Below are 19,073 nucleotides of genomic sequence, written 5' to 3'. Positions count from 1 at the left end.
TGTCATTCTCAACACCGAATCTCATTACTTCCTGCCAGGTGGAAAAGAGCGAGGGTTTACTCCCCTCACTCCCGGCGCTACAATGCCCGCCCTAAAAGTATGGGAACCCTCCCTGCCGCGCGCACCGTGACGCGGATCTGACCTGTCATCAGAACGAGAACATCATGTTTAAACCGGAACTCCTTTCCCCGGCGGGAACGCTGAAAAATATGCGTTACGCTTTCGCTTATGGCGCGGATGCTGTTTATGCGGGTCAACCGCGTTACTCCCTGCGCGTTCGCAACAACGAATTCAATCACGAAAATTTGCAACTTGGCATTAACGAAGCCCATGCGCTCGGAAAAAAATTCTATGTGGTGGTGAATATCGCGCCGCATAACGCCAAGCTGAAAACCTTTATTCGCGATCTGAAGCCGGTGGTGGATATGGGGCCGGATGCGCTGATTATGTCCGATCCGGGTCTTATCATGCTGGTGCGAGAACATTTCCCGGATATGCAAATTCACCTCTCCGTCCAGGCGAACGCAGTGAACTGGGCGACGGTGAAATTCTGGCAGCAGATGGGGCTCTCCCGCGTCATTCTTTCGCGCGAACTGTCACTGGAAGAGATCGAAGAAATTCGCCAACAGGTGCCGGAGATGGAGATTGAGATCTTCGTTCACGGCGCATTGTGCATGGCTTATTCTGGCCGATGCCTGCTCTCTGGCTACATCAACAAACGCGATCCGAATCAGGGTACCTGCACCAACGCCTGCCGTTGGGAATACAACGTGCAGGAAGGCAAAGAAGATGTGGTCGGCAATATCGTTCACAAATATGAGCCGATTCCGGTGCAGAACGTTGAGCCAACGCTGGGTATTGGCGAGCCAACCGATAAAGTATTTATGATTGAGGAAGCCCAGCGTCCGGGCGAATACATGACCGCGTTCGAAGACGAGCACGGCACATACATCATGAACTCGAAAGATCTGCGTGCCATCGCTCACGTTGAGCGTTTAACGCAAATGGGTGTGCATTCGCTGAAAATCGAAGGCCGCACCAAATCCTTCTACTACTGCGCGCGCACGGCGCAGGTGTACCGCAAGGCGATTGACGATGCCGCCGCAGGCAAACCGTTCGATACCAGCCTGCTGGAAACCCTGGAAGGTCTGGCGCATCGCGGTTATACCGAAGGCTTCCTGCGTCGCCATACGCACGACGATTACCAGAATTACGAATACGGTTTCTCTGTGTCTGAACGTCAGCAGTTTGTCGGCGAATTTACCGGCCAGCGCAAAGGCGCACTGGCGGAAGTGGCGGTGAAAAACAAATTCGCTGTCGGCGATAGCCTGGAACTGATGACCCCGCAGGGTAACGTGAACTTTACACTGGAGCAGATGGTTGACGCCAAAGGTGCCGATAAACCGGTCGCACCGGGTGATGGTCACATCGTCTGGCTGCCAGTACCGGAAGATATCGCTCTGGAGTACGCACTGCTGATGCGCAACTTCAACGGCGAGTCGACGCGTAACCCGCACAGCAAGTAGTTCATAATGGGTAATTTCGCAAGCGAGAAGAATCTTAGAATTGGATCACATACCTAATTGTTTATTCCGGGTATTATCGCTTCGCTGAAAAACATAACCCATAAATGCTAGCTGTACCAGGAACCACCTCCTTGGCCTGCGTAATCTCCCTTACGCAGGCTAATTTTTTATCTGTTACCCGCCTTTTCTGAAAATCAGTTGGTTCTTATCCCGCTATACTTTTTCTGCCATATACTTTTATTACGTTGATTAACGAGGAAAAAGGATGACCAACTTTCCCGCCAGCTTATTAATTCTCAACGGCAAGAGCACGGATAATCCGCAGCTGCGTCAGGCGGTTGAGACCCTTCGCAAAGAAGGCGCCGAACTTCATGTTCGCGTCACCTGGGAAAAAGGCGATGCACTGCGTTATATCCGGGAAGCGCAGCAACTCGGCGTCGCGACGGTAATTTCCGGCGGCGGTGACGGCACCATTAATGAAATTGCCACCGCGTTGATTGAGCTTAAGGACGCCAATGCCCCGGCGTTAGGCATTCTTCCTCTCGGCACCGCGAATGATTTCGCCACCAGCGTCGGTATTCCAATGGATCTGGAGAAAGCCCTGCGTCTGGCGATTTCCGGGCGCGACGTGCCGATTGATACTGCGCGCGTTAACGACAAAACCTGCTTTATTAATATGGCGACGGGCGGATTTGGCACGCGTATTACCACCGAAACACCGGAAAAACTGAAAGCGGCACTGGGCGGCGTCTCGTATTTGATTCACGGATTAATGCGGATGGATACGCTCAAACCCGACCGCTGTGAAATTCATGGAGAAAATTTCCACTGGCAGGGAGATGCGCTGGTAATAGGGATTGGGAACGGTCGTCAGGCGGGCGGCGGGCAGCCTCTCTGCCCTGACGCGCTGATAAATGATGGTCTTCTGGATTTGCTGGTCATAACCGGGGAAGAGATTATTCCGGCGCTGTTCACGACGTTGACACAACGAGAAGAGAGTCCTCATCTGGTACGTGGACGTTCAGCCTGGTTTGAAATTACGTCACCCCATGAAATGACGTTTAATCTCGACGGTGAACCGCTTAGCGGACAGACGTTTCGCATCGACATTCTCTCGAACGCGCTCCGCGCGCGCCTGCCGCCAGATTGTCAGCTATTGCGCTAATCTGCAGGAATGCCGGATGCGGCTTCGCCTTATCCGGCCTACACCAACCCTCGTAGGCCGGGCAAGCGCAGCGCCCCCGGCAAAGCCCGCACCAGCGCCGGATGCGGCTTCGCCTTATCCGGCCTACACCAACCCACGTAGGCCGGGCAAGCGCAGCGCCCCCGGCATGGCTTAATACGCTGCCACTTCCCGCGCCATCTCGCGGGTGTACTGTTGGCTGGCGTTGACCAGCATCCGCGTATAATCCGTTTGCGCTTTTCCGGCGACCAGATCATCGACGGTGAGGGTTTCGAGAATTTTGCCGTACTGCATCACCGCCACTTTCTGGCACAAATGGGCAATCACGCCCAGATCGTGCGTCACCATCAGATAGGTCAATCGCGACTCCTGCTGCAACTCTGCCAGCAGATTCAAAATTTCCGCCTGCACCGACACATCCAGCGCCGAGGTTGGTTCATCCAGCAGCAGCACCTGCGGCTCCAGAATCAGCGCCCGGGCAATCGCCACGCGCTGGCGCTGCCCGCCCGAAAGCTGATGTGGGTAGCGATCGCGGAAAGCGCGGGTTAACCCTACGCGATCCAGCAGCGTGTTGATCCGCCTGTCGCGATCGGCGATGCCGTGGATTTGCAGCGGCTCCTCCAGAATATCGCCAATGGTATGGCGTGGATGCAGCGAACCGTAGGGATCCTGAAACACCATTTGCACCTGACGACAACGCGTGCGGCTGATGCTGTGTTCAAGCGGCTGGCCGTTAATCGCCAGCGCCCCCTGCCAGTGGGTAAACAGCCCGGCGAGGCACTTTAGCACCGTGGTTTTACCCGAGCCTGACTCCCCCACCAGCCCGTAAATCTCACCCGGTTTAACGTGGAAGCTCACGTCATACAGCACCTGGTTACGCTTCTCACCTTCGCCAAACACCAGATTCAGGTTATTCACTTCAATCATGACGCGTTCCTTATTCTGTCAGCCAGCTCGCCTGACGCTGAAGCACCGGTAACACCGGGCGACGTTGATGCATATCGGGTAGCGAATTGATCAACCCCTGCGTATAGGGATGCTGCGCCTTATCGAGATCTTTAGCGGCAATCGATTCCACCACCCGCCCGGCGTACATCACCAGCACTCGGTCGCAAAAACTGCGCACCAGGTTAATATCGTGGCTGATAAAAATCAGCCCTAACCCGCGTGATTTCACCAGATCGTCTAGCAACCCCAGCACCTGCAAACGCACGGAGACGTCCAGCGCCGAGGTCGGTTCATCGGCGATCACCAGTTCCGGGTCGGTTATCAACATCATGGCAATCATCACCCGCTGCCCCTGCCCACCGGAGATTTCATGGGGATAGAGCGCGTAAACCCGCTCCGGCTGGCGAATACGCACCACCTCCAGCATCGCCATCGCTTTGGCTTTCGCCTCGGCTTTATGCCCCGGATGGTGCGTCAGCCAGGCTTCAGCAATCTGATCACCCACACACACCACCGGATTCAGCGAATATTTCGGATCCTGCATGATCATCGAAATCCGTTTACCACGAATGCCGCGCATCTGCGCTTCCGTGGCATGCTGCAAATCGATATCGCCGAACTGCATCCGTTCTGCGGTAATGCGGGATTTTTTTGGATGTAGATGCAACAGCGCGCGCCCAACGGTCGATTTACCGGAACCTGATTCACCCACAATCGCCAGCTTTTCGCGCCCCAGTTGAAAGGAGACACCGCGCACCGCGTGGGTCACCGCCTGGCCGTTAACAAACTCAACGTGCAGGTCGCGCACATCAAGCAACGGCGTATTACATGCTGCGAGGATCGAGGATGTCACGTAAGCCATCTCCTAAGAAATTGAACGCCAGACTGTTAATCAGAATTGCCAGCCCCGGAATGGTGACCACCCACCAGCACTCCATCATGTAGGTGCGGCCACTGGAGATCATCGCCCCCCACTCCGGCTCCGGCGGCTGTGCGCCAAGGCCGAGGAAGCCGAGCCCGGCGGCGGTCAGAATGATCCCCGCCATATTCATGGTGATACGGATGATCACCGACGGCAGGCACAGCGGCACAATATGACGCCACAGCACGCGCACCGGCGATGCGCCCTGCAAACGCACTGCTGAGATAAAATCGGCCTGACGTAAGGAGAGCGTTTCGGCGCGTGCCAGGCGGGCAATCGGCGGCCAGGCGGTTAAGGTAATCGCGATAACCACATGCTCCAGCCCTGGCCCCAACGCGGCGACAAACGCCAGCGCCAGCACCAGGCTTGGGAAGGAGATAAATATGTCGGTCACACGCATCAGCACCATATCGACTTTGCCGCCAAAATAGCCTGCCGTAACGCCGAGCAGCAGCCCCAGCGGGCCAACGGTAATCGACACCAGCAGTACGATGTAAAGGGTGATGCGCGAGCCGTATACCAGGCGGCTGAAGATATCGCGGCCAAATTCATCGGTTCCAAACCAGTGCTGCGCATTGGGTGCGGTGAGCGCGTTGTTGAGATCCTGCACCAGCGGGTTATACGGTGCGATAAGCGGTGCAAAAATCGCCACCACCAGCAGCAGAAAAATAATCCCGCCGCCGATAGCGGTAAGCGGATTACGCGCCATCTTGCCGATAAACCCGCCCGTACGCTGCAACGCGCGTTTGATGCGCGCGACACCTTCGCCGCCGCCGGAGTTGACTGGCGTATCCAGAGAAACGGTCATGATTTTGTCCTCGGATCAAAGAGTTGATAAAGCATGTCGGAAAGCAGGTTGAGCATCACGAAGATCACCCCGACCACCAGCACGCAGCCCATCACCGCGTTCATATCCCCCAACAGCAGGCTGCCGGTGAGATAAGAACCAAAGCCCGGCCATGAGAAGACGGTTTCAATCAGCACCGCGCCTTCCAGCAGTGAGCCGTAAGCCAGCGCAACGACGGTCAGCAGCTGTACCAGAATGTTACGAAACGCGTGATTCCAGATGACCTGACGTTCGGTCAGCCCCTTCACACGGGCGGTGATGATGAACTCCTGCGACAACTGCGCCAGCATAAAGCTGCGGGTCATACGGCTGATGTAGGCCAGCGAGTGAAAACCGAGAAGCGCAGCGGGCAGGATCAGGTGGTTAATCGCGTTCCAGAACACCGTGCCGTTACCCGCCAGTAGCGCATCGACGGTCATTAACCCGGTTCGACGCTGCACCAGGCCGTCCAGACCTAAATCCATACGCCCCGCGCCGCCCACCCAGCCGAGCCACGCGTAAAACACCAGCAGCCCCATCATCCCCACCCAGAAGATTGGCGTGGAGTAGCCCGCCAGGCTGATAATTCTCACCACATAGTCGGAAACGCTGTTACGACGCGCCGCCGCCAGTACACCCAGCGGAATGCCGAGCCCGGCACCGACAATAATCGCCATCGTCGCCAGCTCCATGGTGGCCGGAAAGACGCGGATAATATCGTCGAGCACAGGCTTCCCGGTAAGCAATGCGTTGCCTAAATCACCGTGCAGCAGGTTGCTGAAGTAGATGCCAAACTGCGCCGCCAGAGACTTATCAAAGCCCAGTTGCTGATAAACCTGCTGATAGGTGCTTTGATCCGCATCCGGGCCGACAATCGCTAATACCGGGTCGATAGGCATGACCCGCCCGATGAAAAAGGTGAGTAATAGCAGGCCAAACAGCGTAATCGCGACCTGCATCAATCGCTGAGAGAATCGCCGGGCGCGCGAGCCCGGCGCAAGTATGACCATACTCATCCTTTGTCTCCTTCGCTGACTTTATAAACTCCACGCAAAAACGTGGTGGCCGAGGGATGCGACTGGAAATCTTTGACGTCGTTACGCACCACTACCGAATCAACCATCTGCGACAGCGGTTGCAGCGCCGGGATAAGCTGGTCATAACGGGTCTGGATGGCCTGATAGTCAGCCAGTTGTTTTTGCGGATCGCGCTCAAGCAGCGCAGTGTCGATCATCTCGTTGAGTTGCTTGTCGTAAAATCCGGTACGCCAGCCCTGGAAGTTGGTCAACCGCGCTTCATCGCGGTTATCCGGGTTGTACACCAGCGCACGCAGGCTGGAGTGCGGATGGGGCTCCATCCCGCTGCCGCCACGCCCCACCAGCAGGTCAAATTTGCGTTCACGCATCGCGCCGTAAATCTGATTACCGGTGCCGGTAATGATTTTGGCGTTGATGCCCGCCTGCATCAGCGTTGACTGAACGGCAATCGCAATGTTGAGAAAGGGCTGATCGGCAAGGACGCGCAGCGTAGTGTCGAAACCCTCAGGGTATCCCGCTTCCGCCAGCAGTTTCTTCGCCCGAGGAATATCGAGCTGATACCCAGGGTCAGGCAGGGTTGACGGCATTCCGGCTTTGATAGGACGCTGGTGCAGCACCCCGTAGCCTGGCATCAGCGCTTTGTTGATTCCCTGATAATCAATCAGATAGCGCACCGCTTCGCGTACTTTCGGGTTGGCAAAGTGGGCCTCTTTCATGCTCATCGCCACGTAATACACCGTGCCTTTCTGCACCGCTTCCACCGTCAGATTGGGATCGTTACGCAGGGCATTGATATCGGACACGGCCATATTATTAGCAACGTCCAAATCCCCCTTTTCAATCATCAGACGCAGGGTTTGCGACTCCTGAAAATGGCGCAGCACCACCCGGCTCATTTTGGCCTCTTCACGCCAGTAGTGCGGGTTGCGCTTCATGCGCAGTACATCTTTCGCCTGCCAGGTTTCCAGCATAAAGGGGCCCGAACCGGCTTCATTGGTGGTCAGCCAGCGGTTACCCCAATCATTATTGATTTCATGCTGCTGCACGGTTTTGCTGTCGAGCACGCCAAGGTTACCGAGCGCCCCCAGAGAGTAGATAACCAGTTGTGGATCGTTGGCCTTCGGCAGCGTGATTTGCACCGTGTAGGGGTCGGGTGCGCTCACCTGGTTATCAATATTTTTCTTACTGAAGCCGTAGGATTTCCACACCGACGCCTGCGCGAGATTCAGGTGCAGAATACGGCGCATCGACCACACCACATCATCAGCAGTAAGCGGGTTGCCGGAATGGAAGGTAACGTTGTCGCGCAGATGGAAGGTCAGCACCTTGCCGTCCGGGCTGATATCCCAGGATTTCGCCAGCGCCGGTTTCACGTTGGTGAGTTGATTGGCATCAAGCTCCACCAGCGAATCGTAGAGATTAACGACAATGCCTACCACCTCGTTCCCGGTCATCGCCGCCGGGTCGAGGGTCAGCAGATTGTTCATATTCATACCAATGATGAGCTGATCGGGAGGCGTTTTCGCAAGCGTCACCCCGCTCCCCATCATCAGCGATAGCGCGAGTAAACACGCGCCCGCGAGGGAAGATTTTTTCATCTGTGTATACCGTTTGTAGGGTTGAAGTATTTTTATCTGTCAGTCGTGGCTGACGGTATTGGCTTCGATATACGCAAAATTAATATCTTCCCCGAGACCCGGCCCCTGCGGCAGATGCACAAAACCATCGGCGTCCATTGGGTCAACAATGGCGTTCAGGTAAGCCGCGGGCTCATCGTAGTTCAGGAAAGGATGCAGCAGGCCACGTTCGTACCAGCGACAGTTGCGAATCGCCCCCACCACCGCCAGGCTCGCCGCGCCGTTGCCATGCACTTCGCAATCCATGCCGAAGGATTCCGCCAGCGCCGCGACCTTCATGGTTGGCGTTATGCCGCCGACGCCGTTCGCGCCCGCACGCAGAATGTCGCAAGCTCCGGCTTTCACCCAGTCGGCGCGGCTGTGGTGCTTGCCGCCAAAGCTTTCCGGGCCAATCACCGGAATAGAAAGATTTTCCGCAAGCCAGGCATAAGACGACATGCTGTCCTCTTCCATCGGCTCTTCAAACCAGGCGAAGTTGAGTTTTTCCAGCTCTTTACCGATCCACAGCGCTTCGGTGCGGCTGTACCAGTGATAACCGTCGATCATCAGGTCGATATCCGGGCCAACGGCTTCACGCACAGCGGCGCAGGCTTTGATATCCATTTTCGGGTTGGGCGCAAAAGAAACTGGCGGCATCCAGGTGTGCAGTTTGATGGCCTTATACCCGCGCGCCACCAGCGTTTCGGCAAACGCAGCGTACTCTTCCGGCGTGGAGAGCCCGCCTTTCAGATCGTCGCCGCACATGGTGCTGCCATAGGCCGGAACTTTATCGCGGAAGCCGCCCAGCAGTTTATACACCGGCATATTGAGTTTGCGGCCCATTAAATCCCACAGCGCCTGCTCGATAAACGACAGCGCGCGCTCGGTCAGTTGGTGTGCGCTCCCGCGCTGCCAGTGCACCAGATCCTGCCAGAGGCGCTCACGGTTAAACGGATCCTGCCCGACCAGCACTTTGCGGAAAAAGGTATTCACCACAAACGGGCGCACCACTTCCGGCGGGGCAAACGAAAAGCCCTGAGTGCCGTCATCAGCAGTAATCGTGAGCATCGCCATTTTTGCCAGGCTTTCCGCTCCGGGGTGCGAATGGCCTGCGCTGTCGGATACCCGACGTGTAGGGTATTGAAATACAGTGACGTTTACAGATTCAATTTTCATTATGTGTCCTTAGTACAACAAAAAGTGGGCATTGTGGATGCCACAATCCTGTGACTTACACTTCCCGGCAAGCCGGTTTTAAGTAATTGAAAAAGCGTTTCACTGGATAATCTAAGCACAAAATATGAGACCTGCCTCGGACAAATCCCGCTAACGATTGACTGTTTTTTGGGCATAAGCACGAGGGGACGTGACTGTTTTCACAAAAGGAGAGAGAAATGTGAGGGGGATCGTGACGAGAAAAGGTAAACCCGGCGAGGCAAAAACTCGCCGGGAAAGGCATTATGCGATAGTGACTTTACTATCCAGATACACATCCTGAACCGCGTTGATCAACTGCACGCCATCGGCCATTGATTTTTTGAAGGCTTTACGCCCCAGAATCAGGCCCATACCGCCCGCGCGTTTATTGATAACCGCTGTACGCACCGCGTCGGAAAGGTCGGTTTCACCGCCTGCCGCACCGCCGGAGTTAATCAGCCCGGCGCGTCCCATATAGCAGTTCGCCAACTGGTAACGCACCAGGTCAATGGGATTCTCGCTGGTGAGTTTGCTGTAGACGCGATCGTCCGTATAGCCAAAGTTCACCGCTTTATAGCCGCCGTTATTCTCGGCCATTTTCTGCTTCACGATATCTGCGCCGATGGTTGCTGCCAGATGATTGGCCTGCCCGGTCAGGTCGGCAGAAACGTGGTAATCGACACCGTCTTTCTTGAATGCCGGGTTACGCAGGTAGGCCCACAGCACGGTAACCATACCCAGCTCATGCGCGCGTTCAAAGGCGGCGGAGATTTCTTCAATCTGGCGACGAGACTCTTCGGAGCCGAAATAGATGGTGGCGCCCACGGCAACGGCGCCCAGGTTGAATGCCTGCTCAACGCTGGCATACAGCGTCTGGTCGAAGGTGTTCGGGTAGCTCAGGGTTTCGTTGTGATTCAGCTTAACGAGGAACGGAATGCGGTGCGCGTAACGACGCGAGACGGAGGCCAGCACACCATAGGTTGATGCCACGCAGTTACAGCCCGCTTCAATCGCCAGCTCAACGATATTTTTCGGATCAAAATAGAGTGGGTTAGCGGCAAATGACGCACCGGCAGAGTGCTCTACCCCCTGGTCAACAGGCAGAATCGATAAGTAGCCGGTTCCGGCCAGACGTCCGGTATTATAAAGCGTCTGCATGTTTCGCAGCACGGCAGGCGGACGGTTATTGTCCATCATCACCCGGTCAACGTAATCGTGACCTGGCAGATAGAGTTGGTCGGCTGGAATGGTCATACAACGATGCTGTAAAAGGCTGTCGGCGTCTTTGCCAAGCAATTGCGTAATATCAGTCATGGCGATGCTCCCGTAATGCCAACGTCGTGTCGGCGTGAATTTCCTGCCCGGAATTTTTGGGCAGCAATAAGTCTGGTCGCGGAAACGGGAATTTTCCATTCTCCGGGCATTTTTAAGCGCAATCTGCTGGCACGATTCATGGACGGTAAAGTGTTACACCGGTCAAAGTTTCACCTCAAAGGTATTTAAAAGGTATTGCATGATGGTATTGTCTCTACGTACCTTACCTGTCATGAAGGATTTAAAGATGAAAACTACAGTAAAGCTGTCGTTCATGATGTTCATTGAGTGGTTTATCTGGGGCGCGTGGTTTGTTCCCTTGTGGCTGTGGCTAAATAAGAGCGGATTTTCAGCGGGCGAAATTGGCTGGTCTTATGCCTGTACTGCGATTGCAGCTATCCTCTCACCGATTCTGGTCGGCTCGCTGACAGACCGTTTTTTCTCGGCACAGAAAGTTCTCGCCCTACTGATGTTTGTTGGTGCAGCGCTGATGTATTTTGCCGCACAGCAAACCACGTTTGCCGGCTTTTTCCCGCTGCTACTCGCCTACTCGCTCACCTATATGCCGACCATTGCGCTCACCAACAGCATTGCCTTTGCCAACGTGCCGGACGTCGAACGTGACTTCCCGCGCATTCGCGTCATGGGCACGATCGGCTGGATAGCCTCCGGGCTGGTGTGCGGTTTCCTGCCGCAAATGATGGGCTATAACGATATTTCACCCACAAACATTCCTTTGTTAATCACGGCGGGTAGCTCGCTGCTGCTGGGGATTTTCGCGTTCATGCTGCCGGACACCCCACCGAAAAGCACGGGGAAACTGGACTTCAAAGTCATGCTGGGGCTGGATGCGTTAGTCCTGCTGCGCGATAAAAACTTCCTCGTCTTTTTCTTCTGCTCATTCCTGTTCGCCATGCCGCTGGCGTTCTACTACATCTTTGCCAACGGGTATCTCACCGAAGTCGGCATGCAAAATGCGACCGGCTGGATGACGCTCGGTCAGTTCTCCGAAATCTTCTTTATGCTGGCACTGCCGTTCTTCACCAAACGCTTTGGCATTAAAAAGGTATTATTGCTTGGTCTTATTACCGCAGCGATCCGCTATGGATTCTTCGTTTACGGTGGCGCAGAGCAATACTTCACTTATGCCCTGCTGTTCCTCGGTATTTTGCTCCACGGCGTGAGCTACGATTTTTACTACGTTACCGCCTACATCTATGTAGATAAAAAAGCGCCGGTACATATGCGAACTGCCGCACAAGGGCTTATTACCCTCTGCTGTCAGGGTTTTGGCAGCCTGCTCGGCTACCGCATTGGCGGCGTAATGATGGAAAAAATGTTCGCTTATAAAGAGCCGGTGAATGGGTTGACCTTCAACTGGGCGGGCATGTGGGGCTTCGGCGCTATCATGATTGCCGTTATCGCTGTGCTGTTTATGCTTTTCTTTCGCGAGTCGGATAAAGAGATCACCGCCATTAAGGTGCAAAACGACCCACGCGACGCTGCACTGACACAAGGGGAAATAAAATGAAAACAGAACGTATTCTTGGCGCGCTGTACGGCCAGGCATTGGGCGATGCGATGGGAATGCCTTCAGAGCTTTGGCCGCGTTCACGCGTGAAGGCGCACTTCGGCTGGATCGACCGTTTCCTGCCGGGGCCTGCTGAAAACAATGCCGCCTGCTACTTTAACCGCGCGGAATTCACTGACGATACATCAATGGCTTTGTGCCTCGCAGACGCCATTCTTGAGCGCCAGGGGCAGATCGACCCGGATCTTATTGGCCGTAATATTCTGGCCTGGGCGGAAGGCTTCGATGCGTTCAACAAAAACGTACTGGGCCCGACCTCCAAAATTGCGCTAAATGCGATCCGCGATGGCAAACCCCTTAGCGCACTGGAAAATAATGGCGTCACGAACGGCGCAGCGATGCGCGTTTCGCCGCTGGGTTGCCTGCTGCCCGCGGCCCATCTCGACCACTTTATTGATGAGGTTGCGCTGGCCTCAAGCCCAACGCATAAATCGGATCTTGCCGTGGCAGGCGCGGTAGTGGTGGCCTGGGCCATCTCCCGCGCAATCGACGGCGAACGCTGGCAGACCATCGTCGATTCACTGCCTTCCGTGGCTCGTCACGCACAGGAAAAGCGCGTAACCACCTTCAGTGCCTCACTTGCCGCGCGTCTGGAACTGGCGTTAGATATTGTTCGCAATGCAAGCGGTACAGAATCCGCCAGCGAGCAGCTTTATCAGGTGGTGGGGGCGGGAACCAGTACGATTGAATCCGTGCCCTGCGCTATCGCAATGGTCGAACTGGCGCAGGGCTGCCCCAACCGTTGTGCTATTTTATGCGCCAACCTCGGGGGGGATACAGATACCATCGGGGCGATGGCAACGGCGATTTGCGGGGCACTGGGCGGTATTTCGGCCATTGACCCAGTGCTGAAAAAGCAACTCGACGACGTCAATCAACTCGATTTTTCCCGCTACGCAACCGCACTGGCGAAGTATCGCGAGCAACGGGAGGCGTTATGAATGTCGCGTCGCGATTAACCACCTTAGGTAATCGACGTCCAATAACCGTCGTTGGCGCGGCGGTCATCGACGTAATTGCCGACGCCTATGCCCTTCCCTGGCGTGGCTGCGATATCGAGCTGCAACAGCAAAGCGTCAATATTGGCGGTTGTGCGTTGAATATTGCCGTAGCGCTCAAACGCCTCGGTATGCAGGCTCACAACGCGTTGCCTCTCGGCCAGGGCGTCTGGGCCGATATCATCCGCAACAGTCTGGCCCGTGAGGGGCTTGTCAGTTGCATTGATGGTGTACAGGGCGATAACGGCTGGTGTCTGGCGCTGGTCGAGCCGGATGGCGAGCGTACGTTTATGTCGTTCAGCGGCGTCGAGAATCAGTGGAATGCGGACTGGCTGGGACAGTTGTCCGTCGCTCCGCAAAGCCTGGTGTCGCTTTCCGGTTATCAGCTTGCGTCGCCGTGCGGCGAGTTACTTGTCCGTTGGCTTGAAAGTCTGCAAGACGTCACGCCATTTATCGATTTTGGCCCGCGCATTGCCGATATTCCTGATGCGCTGATGGCACGTATTATGGCCTGCAAGCCTGTTATTTCGCTGAATCGCCAGGAAGCCGACATCGCCGCCGCACGCTTTAATTTACCGCCGGAAACCCGGCAGTTCGGTCGTGCATGGATGGCGACGTTTGGCACACCGCTTATCGTGCGTCATGACAAAGAGGGAGCATGGTATTTCAGCCCGCAGGAACAGGGGCTGGCAGCACCGTTTCCTGTGACGGTCGTTGACACCATCGGCGCGGGCGACAGTCACGCAGGCGGTACGCTGGCAGGTCTTGCTTCTGGCTGGACGCTCAGCGAATCCGTATTGCTCGGAAACGCGGTCGCGTCCTGGGTGGTCGGTCACCGTGGCGGCGACTGTAGCCCCACGCGCGAAGCACTACTCCTCGCACACAAAGACATATAAATCACTGCGGCAGTGGCTGATGCTGTACTCAATCGGCCGCTGCTGCTGGTCAAGCGCAACCTGTTTAATCACCAACACCGGGATTTTTTCATCCATCCGAATGTGCGACTGAAATTCCGCATCCGGCATCCGGGCGCTGACTCTTGAGCGCGTGCGTTGTGGAAAAATGTGCTGGCTGCGAAAATAGTCATACAGGGACACGCCAATCTCATCCACATCATGAATCAACTGGGCGGGCACCCAGGACTCTTCAATGGATACAGCCTCTTCATCCACATAACGAATGCGTTTGAGCAGAAAAACCTCGCTTCCTGACGCAATAGCCAGTTGTGACGCCACCTCTTCCGGGCAAGGCACAATCCGTTTATTCACCCAAAGGGTATCTGGCTTTTTACCCCGTAACACGACCTGCTGGGAAAATCCGCGTGCTTCCTTCAGGGAATATTCAAAAATATTATTGATTTGCGTGCCATAACCGCGCGCACGCGTCACCACGCCTTCCTCTTCCAGCGTTTGCATTGCTTTGCGCACCGTGATGCGCGACACGCCGGTTAACTGGCTCAGATCACGTTCACCCGGCAAAATATTGCCGTGCTCAAGTATTCCGCTGCGTACGGCATTTTTCACCGTTTCAGCGAACTTCAGATAGAGCGGCGTGTTATCCGCTGCGGCAATACGCTCAGTAATTTGTGCGATTAACCGCGTATGTGATTGTTCCATTTATCTTTCCCTGCAATGGTCTCCGAGCCAGTATAGGTGGCGTCACGCCGGAAGACTACTCCCGGCAAGGAAATGGGGTTTATTCATCCCGCACGACGCGTTGTAACAACGTAAAAGTCTGTTCGACCTGCGGTGGCAGCGGTGCGGCGTTGCGCATCAACGCCACCGTTCGTGTAAGCTCCGGCTGCTGAAGCTGCACCACTTTTAGCTGCGGATCGCAGAGGTGCGCGGTGTAAAGCTGCGGCAAAATCGCCGCCGCCAGCCTGGAGCGCACCAGTCCGTACAGGGTTTCAATGTAATCGACGTGATAGCGAATATGCAGCTTCAGACGCTGACTCTCGTCGAGCGCCCCCACCAGCCGCTGAATATTACCTTTTGAAAAGACGGCCACATCGCGGCCAGCAAGTTGCTGCCACGGAAGATGGGCCGATTGGGCAAGCGGATCGCCAACATGCAGGACGGCGACAAACGGATCTTCCAGCACCGGGAAAACCTGTAAGGCCGGGGACACAGAACTGTCCAGCGCGCCAATGCCGAAATCCAGCTGCCCGTTCAGGATCTGCGTCACTAACGCATCGTTAGTGAGATCGTGAAACTCCACCTTCAGCCGGGGAAATGCCTGCGCCAGCCGTTCGGCCACGGTCGGGAACAACAGCGAACTGACCGAGGGTACCAGGCCAATCCGCAAGGTGCCGTCGCCGCCGGATTCGACAATTTGCCGCATATCGCTGAACGCCTGCTGGGCGACGTTAAGCACCCGCTCGGCATGAGGAAGAATGGCAACGCCCAGCTCCGTCAGCGTCACGGCGGCGGCGGTTCGGTTGACCAGTTTTCCGCCCAGCACCGTTTCAATCTGCCGCAGCGCGCTGCTCAGTGCGGGCTGGCTTATCGCGAGCTTACTGGCGGTATCGGTGAAGTGGCGCAACCGGGCCAGGGTAACAAAATACTGAAGCTGCTTTAGGGAGAGTGCGGGAAGCCGTTGCCAGGGTTCAGTCATGATGGGTTTCGCATTGTTGGTTTGTCGCAGAATAACCTTTTCTTATCAGGTGATAAATTTTTTCAGTGAGGCAAACGTTTGCCATCACCTTTCACACTTCGTAAAGTAGCGCCCATATTGAATGACCGGACGAAAGCTATGCTTACCACTGACTCCCTTCGCCGCCGGGCGATAGCCGCCGCAAAAGGCGACGCGCCTTTCGATCTCCTGCTTACCGATGCCAGCATTGTGGATATGGTCACCGGCGAAATTCGCGAAGCGGATGTGGGGATCGTCGGCGAAATGATTGCCAGCGTGCATCCGCGCGGCAGCCGCAGCGACGCATCAGAAACACACTCACTGCCAGGCTCTTACCTCTCGCCAGGTTTTATCGACACCCACGTCCACCTCGAAAGTTCTCATCTTCTTCCTGCCCGTTACGCGGAAATCGTGCTGGCGCAGGGCACAACGGCAGTATTCTGGGATCCGCACGAACTGGCGAACGTGCTGGGCGTGGAGGGCGTGCGTTTTGCCATCGATGCCAGCCGCAATCTTCCGCTGCAGGTGATGATTGCCGCACCCTCCAGCGTGCCCTCCACGCCGGGGCTGGAGATGTCAGGCGCCGATTTCGCCGGCGCAGAAATGGAAACCATGCTCAACTGGCCGGAAGTGTGTGGCGTCGCGGAAGTGATGGATATGCACGGCGTGCTGAACGGCAGCACGCGGATGCAGGAGATCCTTAGCTGCGGCTTACAAAGCGGTAAGCTGATTGAAGGCCACGCACGCGGGCTGAGCGGGGCCGGGTTACAGGCTTACCTCGCGGCGGGCGTGACGTCGGATCATGAACTCACCTCCGCCGAAGATGCGCTGGAAAAACTGCGCGCCGGGCTAACGCTGGAAATTCGGGGTTCGCATCCTTATCTGCTGCCGGACATCGTGGCCGCGCTGAAGACGCTCCCGCATCTCTCCTCGCAGATCACCCTCTGCACCGATGATGTGCCCCCGGATATGTTGCTGGAAAAAGGCGGTATCGTGGCGCTGCTGAATCTGCTGATTGAGCATGGCTTACCCGCCGTCGATGCGCTGCGTTTCGCCACGTTCAACGGCGCTCTGCGGCTCAAGCGCGATGATTTAGGGCTGATTGCCGCGGGTCGTCGTGCGGATTTGGTGGTGCTGAATTCACTGGACACCATTACCCCTCAGCAGGTCTATGTTGCCGGGAAACGTATCGCCCGCGATGGCGCAATGATTGAACCGCTGCCGGCGGCGAGCCACCCTACGCTGCCAGATACCATGCATCTTTCAGCGCTCAGCCCGGACGATTTCGCCCTTCGGATCGCTGACATCACACATGGCAACGCACGGTTGAAACATATTCGCGGCGCACGTTTTACCGAATGGGGTGAAGTCGATGTGCAAATCCGCGAGGGCCGCGTCGTGCTGCCAACCGGGTTCAGTCTGATTTGGGTACAGCATCGCCATGGTCGCCACGAGGCCAGGCCGCAAATCGCCCTGCTGGAGGGCTGGGGTGAACTTCAGGGGGCGATCGCCACCAGCTACTCGCACGATTCGCATAACCTGGTGGTACTGGGCCGCTGCCCGCGCGAGATGGCGCTGGCAGCCAATACCCTGATTGCCAGCGGCGGCGGGATGGCGCTGGCTCAGCATGGTGAGATCATCGCCCACGTGGCGATGCCGATAGCCGGTATGCTCTCTGACCTTCCAGCCCCTGAACTGGCGAGCGCATTCCGCAACCTGCGCGAACGTAGCGGTGACATTGCCGACTGGCAGCCGCCGTACCGGGTATTTAAGGCCATTGAAGGCACCTGTCTTGCCTGTAACGCCGGGCCGCATCTGACGGATTTGGGGCTTACCGATGGCGCAACACGTCAGATTGTCGACCCGCTTATTCACTCTTCGCACCAGGAAAGGAGCACCCACTAAATGGCTGACCACTCCCTTAATACGCCTGCCTCTGAGAGCTGGCTGGAACGTTGTTTTTCCCTACGCGCTCGCGGAAGCTCTGCACGCACCGAATGTCTGGCGGGCATCACGGGATTTCTCGCCGCCGCGTATCTGCTGGTGGTGATCCCCGGACTGCTGGCTGCGGGCGGGATGGATAAAGGCGCGGCGACTACTGGTACAATCCTGGTATTTGTGGTCGGCACGTTGCTGATGGCGTTTTATGCCAATCTGCCGTTTATTGTTGGGCCGGGAATTGGCGGCTCGGTATTAGTCGGCGTCTCGCTGGCCGGGAACGCCGGAATTGGCTGGCCGATTGGGCTGGGGATTGCCTGCTGGTCAGGCGTGCTGTTTTTCCTGCTTACCCGTTTTGGCCTGCGCGAAGTGGTCACCCGCTCGGTGCCGCAATCCATCAAACTGGGGCTGACGGCGTCTATCGGTATTTTTGTCGCCCTGCTCGGGTTTCGTAATGCCGGGTTGGTGCTGGCAAGCGCCAAAAATAACGCCTTGATGCTGGGGGATTTTCTTTCGCCGGGCGCACTGGTGGCGCTATGCGGGCTGTTTCTGGCAATTGCCCTGCAGGCACGGCGCATTCCTGGCGCTATCCTGTGGGCAATTCTGTGTGCGACGCTGGTGGGGATTCCGGCAGGCGTCACGCATCTGCCATCAAGCTTTATCGCCCTGCCCCACTCGTTAACACCGGTGTTTGCACAGGTGGATATCATTGGCGCATTGAATATCGCTTTCCTGCCCTATCTGTTTGTCTTTTTCGCCTCAGAGTTTTTCTCAACTATGGGCACCACGCTTGCCGTCGGCGGTGAGGCGGGCCTGCTGGATAAAGAAGGCAATATGCCGCACATCAACCGCCCGTTTATGGTTGACTCCATCGCCGCCGCGCTGGGCCCGTGGGTCGGCATTCCGGCCGCGACGGCGCTGATTGAGTCCTCAGCCTCGGCGGAAGCAGGCGGCAAAACCGGCATGACCGCGCTGGCCGCCGCCATGATGTTCCTGCTGATGCTGCTGTTTACGCCCGTTGCGTTGATGATCCCCAAAGAAGCAACCGCCCCGGCGTTGATCCTGATTGGTCTGAATATGTTTAGCGGCCTGCGTAAGGTGGATTTGGCGAATTTCACCGACGGTTTACCGGTGTTGATGATGGTGATGATCACGCTTATCGCCAACAGCTTCGGAACAGGTATCGCGGGCGGGTTGCTGTTTTATGTGGTGATTAAAACCATTGCCGGGAAGTGGCGGGAAATCCCTCTTGGTTTATGGATTCTGGCAGTACCGCTGGTGTATTACTTTGCGACGCTGGTACGCCATTAATTAGGAATTCATCAAGAGCGTTTTGTTGGCGTAGT

The 19,073-nt window shown here is 56.3% G+C and carries 16 protein-coding genes; 7 read left to right on the top strand and 9 right to left on the bottom strand.

Features of this window, described 5'->3' with window-relative positions:
- Positions 1-164: 164 nt before the first annotated feature.
- Both trhP and yegS read left to right on the top strand, forming a co-directional pair.
- Positions 165-1,526, top strand: coding sequence for a prephenate-dependent tRNA uridine(34) hydroxylase TrhP (gene trhP, locus ACOXYR_RS06430; protein ID WP_350435597.1), 1,362 nt, complete (start codon positions 165-167; stop codon positions 1,524-1,526).
- A 265-nt stretch (positions 1,527-1,791) separates the two neighbouring features.
- Entirely contained in the window at positions 1,792-2,691 is a 900-nt protein-coding gene (gene yegS, locus ACOXYR_RS06425; RefSeq protein ID WP_108473723.1) for a lipid kinase YegS, read from the top strand.
- A gap of 171 nt (positions 2,692-2,862) precedes the next feature.
- Here the strand turns inward: yegS and ACOXYR_RS06420 are convergent, their stop codons facing one another.
- The 7 genes from ACOXYR_RS06420 to fbaB form a co-directional block, all read right to left on the bottom strand.
- Complete coding sequence (locus ACOXYR_RS06420) at positions 2,863-3,636, bottom strand: ABC transporter ATP-binding protein (protein ID WP_108473722.1); 774 nt, start codon at positions 3,634-3,636, stop codon at positions 2,863-2,865.
- A gap of 10 nt (positions 3,637-3,646) precedes the next feature.
- Positions 3,647-4,510: an ABC transporter ATP-binding protein gene (locus ACOXYR_RS06415; protein WP_350435617.1), complete on the bottom strand. Its 864-nt coding sequence runs from the start codon at positions 4,508-4,510 to the stop codon at positions 3,647-3,649.
- Positions 4,482-5,387 carry an ABC transporter permease gene (locus ACOXYR_RS06410; RefSeq protein ID WP_421356385.1) on the bottom strand — a complete coding sequence of 302 codons (906 nt, stop codon included), beginning with the start codon at positions 5,385-5,387 and terminating at the stop codon, positions 4,482-4,484. The genes ACOXYR_RS06415 and ACOXYR_RS06410 overlap by 29 nt, the downstream gene beginning before the upstream one ends.
- Positions 5,384-6,421 carry an ABC transporter permease gene (locus ACOXYR_RS06405; protein ID WP_421356384.1) on the bottom strand — a complete coding sequence of 346 codons (1,038 nt, stop codon included), beginning with the start codon at positions 6,419-6,421 and terminating at the stop codon, positions 5,384-5,386. Before ACOXYR_RS06405 ends, ACOXYR_RS06410 begins: the two co-directional genes overlap by 4 nt.
- Positions 6,418-8,040 (bottom strand): ABC transporter substrate-binding protein, encoded by a 1,623-nt coding sequence (locus ACOXYR_RS06400; protein WP_108473719.1) that lies wholly within the window; start codon positions 8,038-8,040, stop codon positions 6,418-6,420. Before ACOXYR_RS06400 ends, ACOXYR_RS06405 begins: the two co-directional genes overlap by 4 nt.
- 39 nt (positions 8,041-8,079) lie before the next feature.
- Positions 8,080-9,234 carry a mandelate racemase family protein gene (locus ACOXYR_RS06395; protein WP_421356383.1) on the bottom strand — a complete coding sequence of 385 codons (1,155 nt, stop codon included), beginning with the start codon at positions 9,232-9,234 and terminating at the stop codon, positions 8,080-8,082.
- A gap of 282 nt (positions 9,235-9,516) precedes the next feature.
- Positions 9,517-10,569, bottom strand: a complete 1,053-nt coding sequence (gene fbaB, locus ACOXYR_RS06390) for a class I fructose-bisphosphate aldolase (protein WP_108473717.1) — start codon at positions 10,567-10,569, stop codon at positions 9,517-9,519.
- A 247-nt stretch (positions 10,570-10,816) separates the two neighbouring features.
- Between fbaB and ACOXYR_RS06385 the strand changes: the two genes are divergently transcribed.
- Genes ACOXYR_RS06385 through ACOXYR_RS06375 form a run of 3 tightly spaced genes read left to right on the top strand, consistent with a single transcriptional unit; the run spans position 10,817 to position 14,054 of the window.
- Complete coding sequence (locus tag ACOXYR_RS06385) at positions 10,817-12,100, top strand: nucleoside permease (RefSeq protein ID WP_108473716.1); 1,284 nt, start codon at positions 10,817-10,819, stop codon at positions 12,098-12,100.
- Positions 12,097-13,101 (top strand): ADP-ribosylglycohydrolase family protein, encoded by a 1,005-nt coding sequence (locus tag ACOXYR_RS06380; protein WP_421356382.1) that lies wholly within the window; start codon positions 12,097-12,099, stop codon positions 13,099-13,101. Before ACOXYR_RS06385 ends, ACOXYR_RS06380 begins: the two co-directional genes overlap by 4 nt.
- Complete coding sequence (locus ACOXYR_RS06375; protein ID WP_421356381.1) at positions 13,098-14,054, top strand: PfkB family carbohydrate kinase; 957 nt, start codon at positions 13,098-13,100, stop codon at positions 14,052-14,054. Before ACOXYR_RS06380 ends, ACOXYR_RS06375 begins: the two co-directional genes overlap by 4 nt.
- Here the strand turns inward: ACOXYR_RS06375 and ACOXYR_RS06370 are convergent.
- Positions 14,028-14,774, bottom strand: coding sequence for a GntR family transcriptional regulator (locus ACOXYR_RS06370; RefSeq protein ID WP_189622816.1), 747 nt, complete (start codon positions 14,772-14,774; stop codon positions 14,028-14,030). The two genes, ACOXYR_RS06375 and ACOXYR_RS06370, sit on opposite strands and share 27 nt — an antisense overlap.
- Positions 14,775-14,853: 79 nt before the next feature.
- Complete coding sequence (locus tag ACOXYR_RS06365; protein ID WP_421356380.1) at positions 14,854-15,771, bottom strand: LysR family transcriptional regulator; 918 nt, start codon at positions 15,769-15,771, stop codon at positions 14,854-14,856.
- Between the two features lie 138 nt (positions 15,772-15,909).
- On the opposite strand from ACOXYR_RS06365, the gene ACOXYR_RS06360 reads away from it, so the two are divergent.
- Positions 15,910-17,694, top strand: a complete 1,785-nt coding sequence (locus tag ACOXYR_RS06360) for an adenine deaminase (RefSeq protein ID WP_421356379.1) — start codon at positions 15,910-15,912, stop codon at positions 17,692-17,694.
- Entirely contained in the window at positions 17,695-19,038 is a 1,344-nt protein-coding gene (locus tag ACOXYR_RS06355; protein ID WP_421356378.1) for an NCS2 family permease, read from the top strand.
- The last annotated feature ends 35 nt before the right edge of the window (positions 19,039-19,073 follow it).

Source organism: Pseudocitrobacter faecalis, assembly GCF_965231525.1.
Classification (GTDB): Bacteria; Pseudomonadota; Gammaproteobacteria; order Enterobacterales; family Enterobacteriaceae; genus Pseudocitrobacter; species Pseudocitrobacter faecalis.
This window is presented reverse-complemented; position numbering and strand designations above follow the sequence as displayed.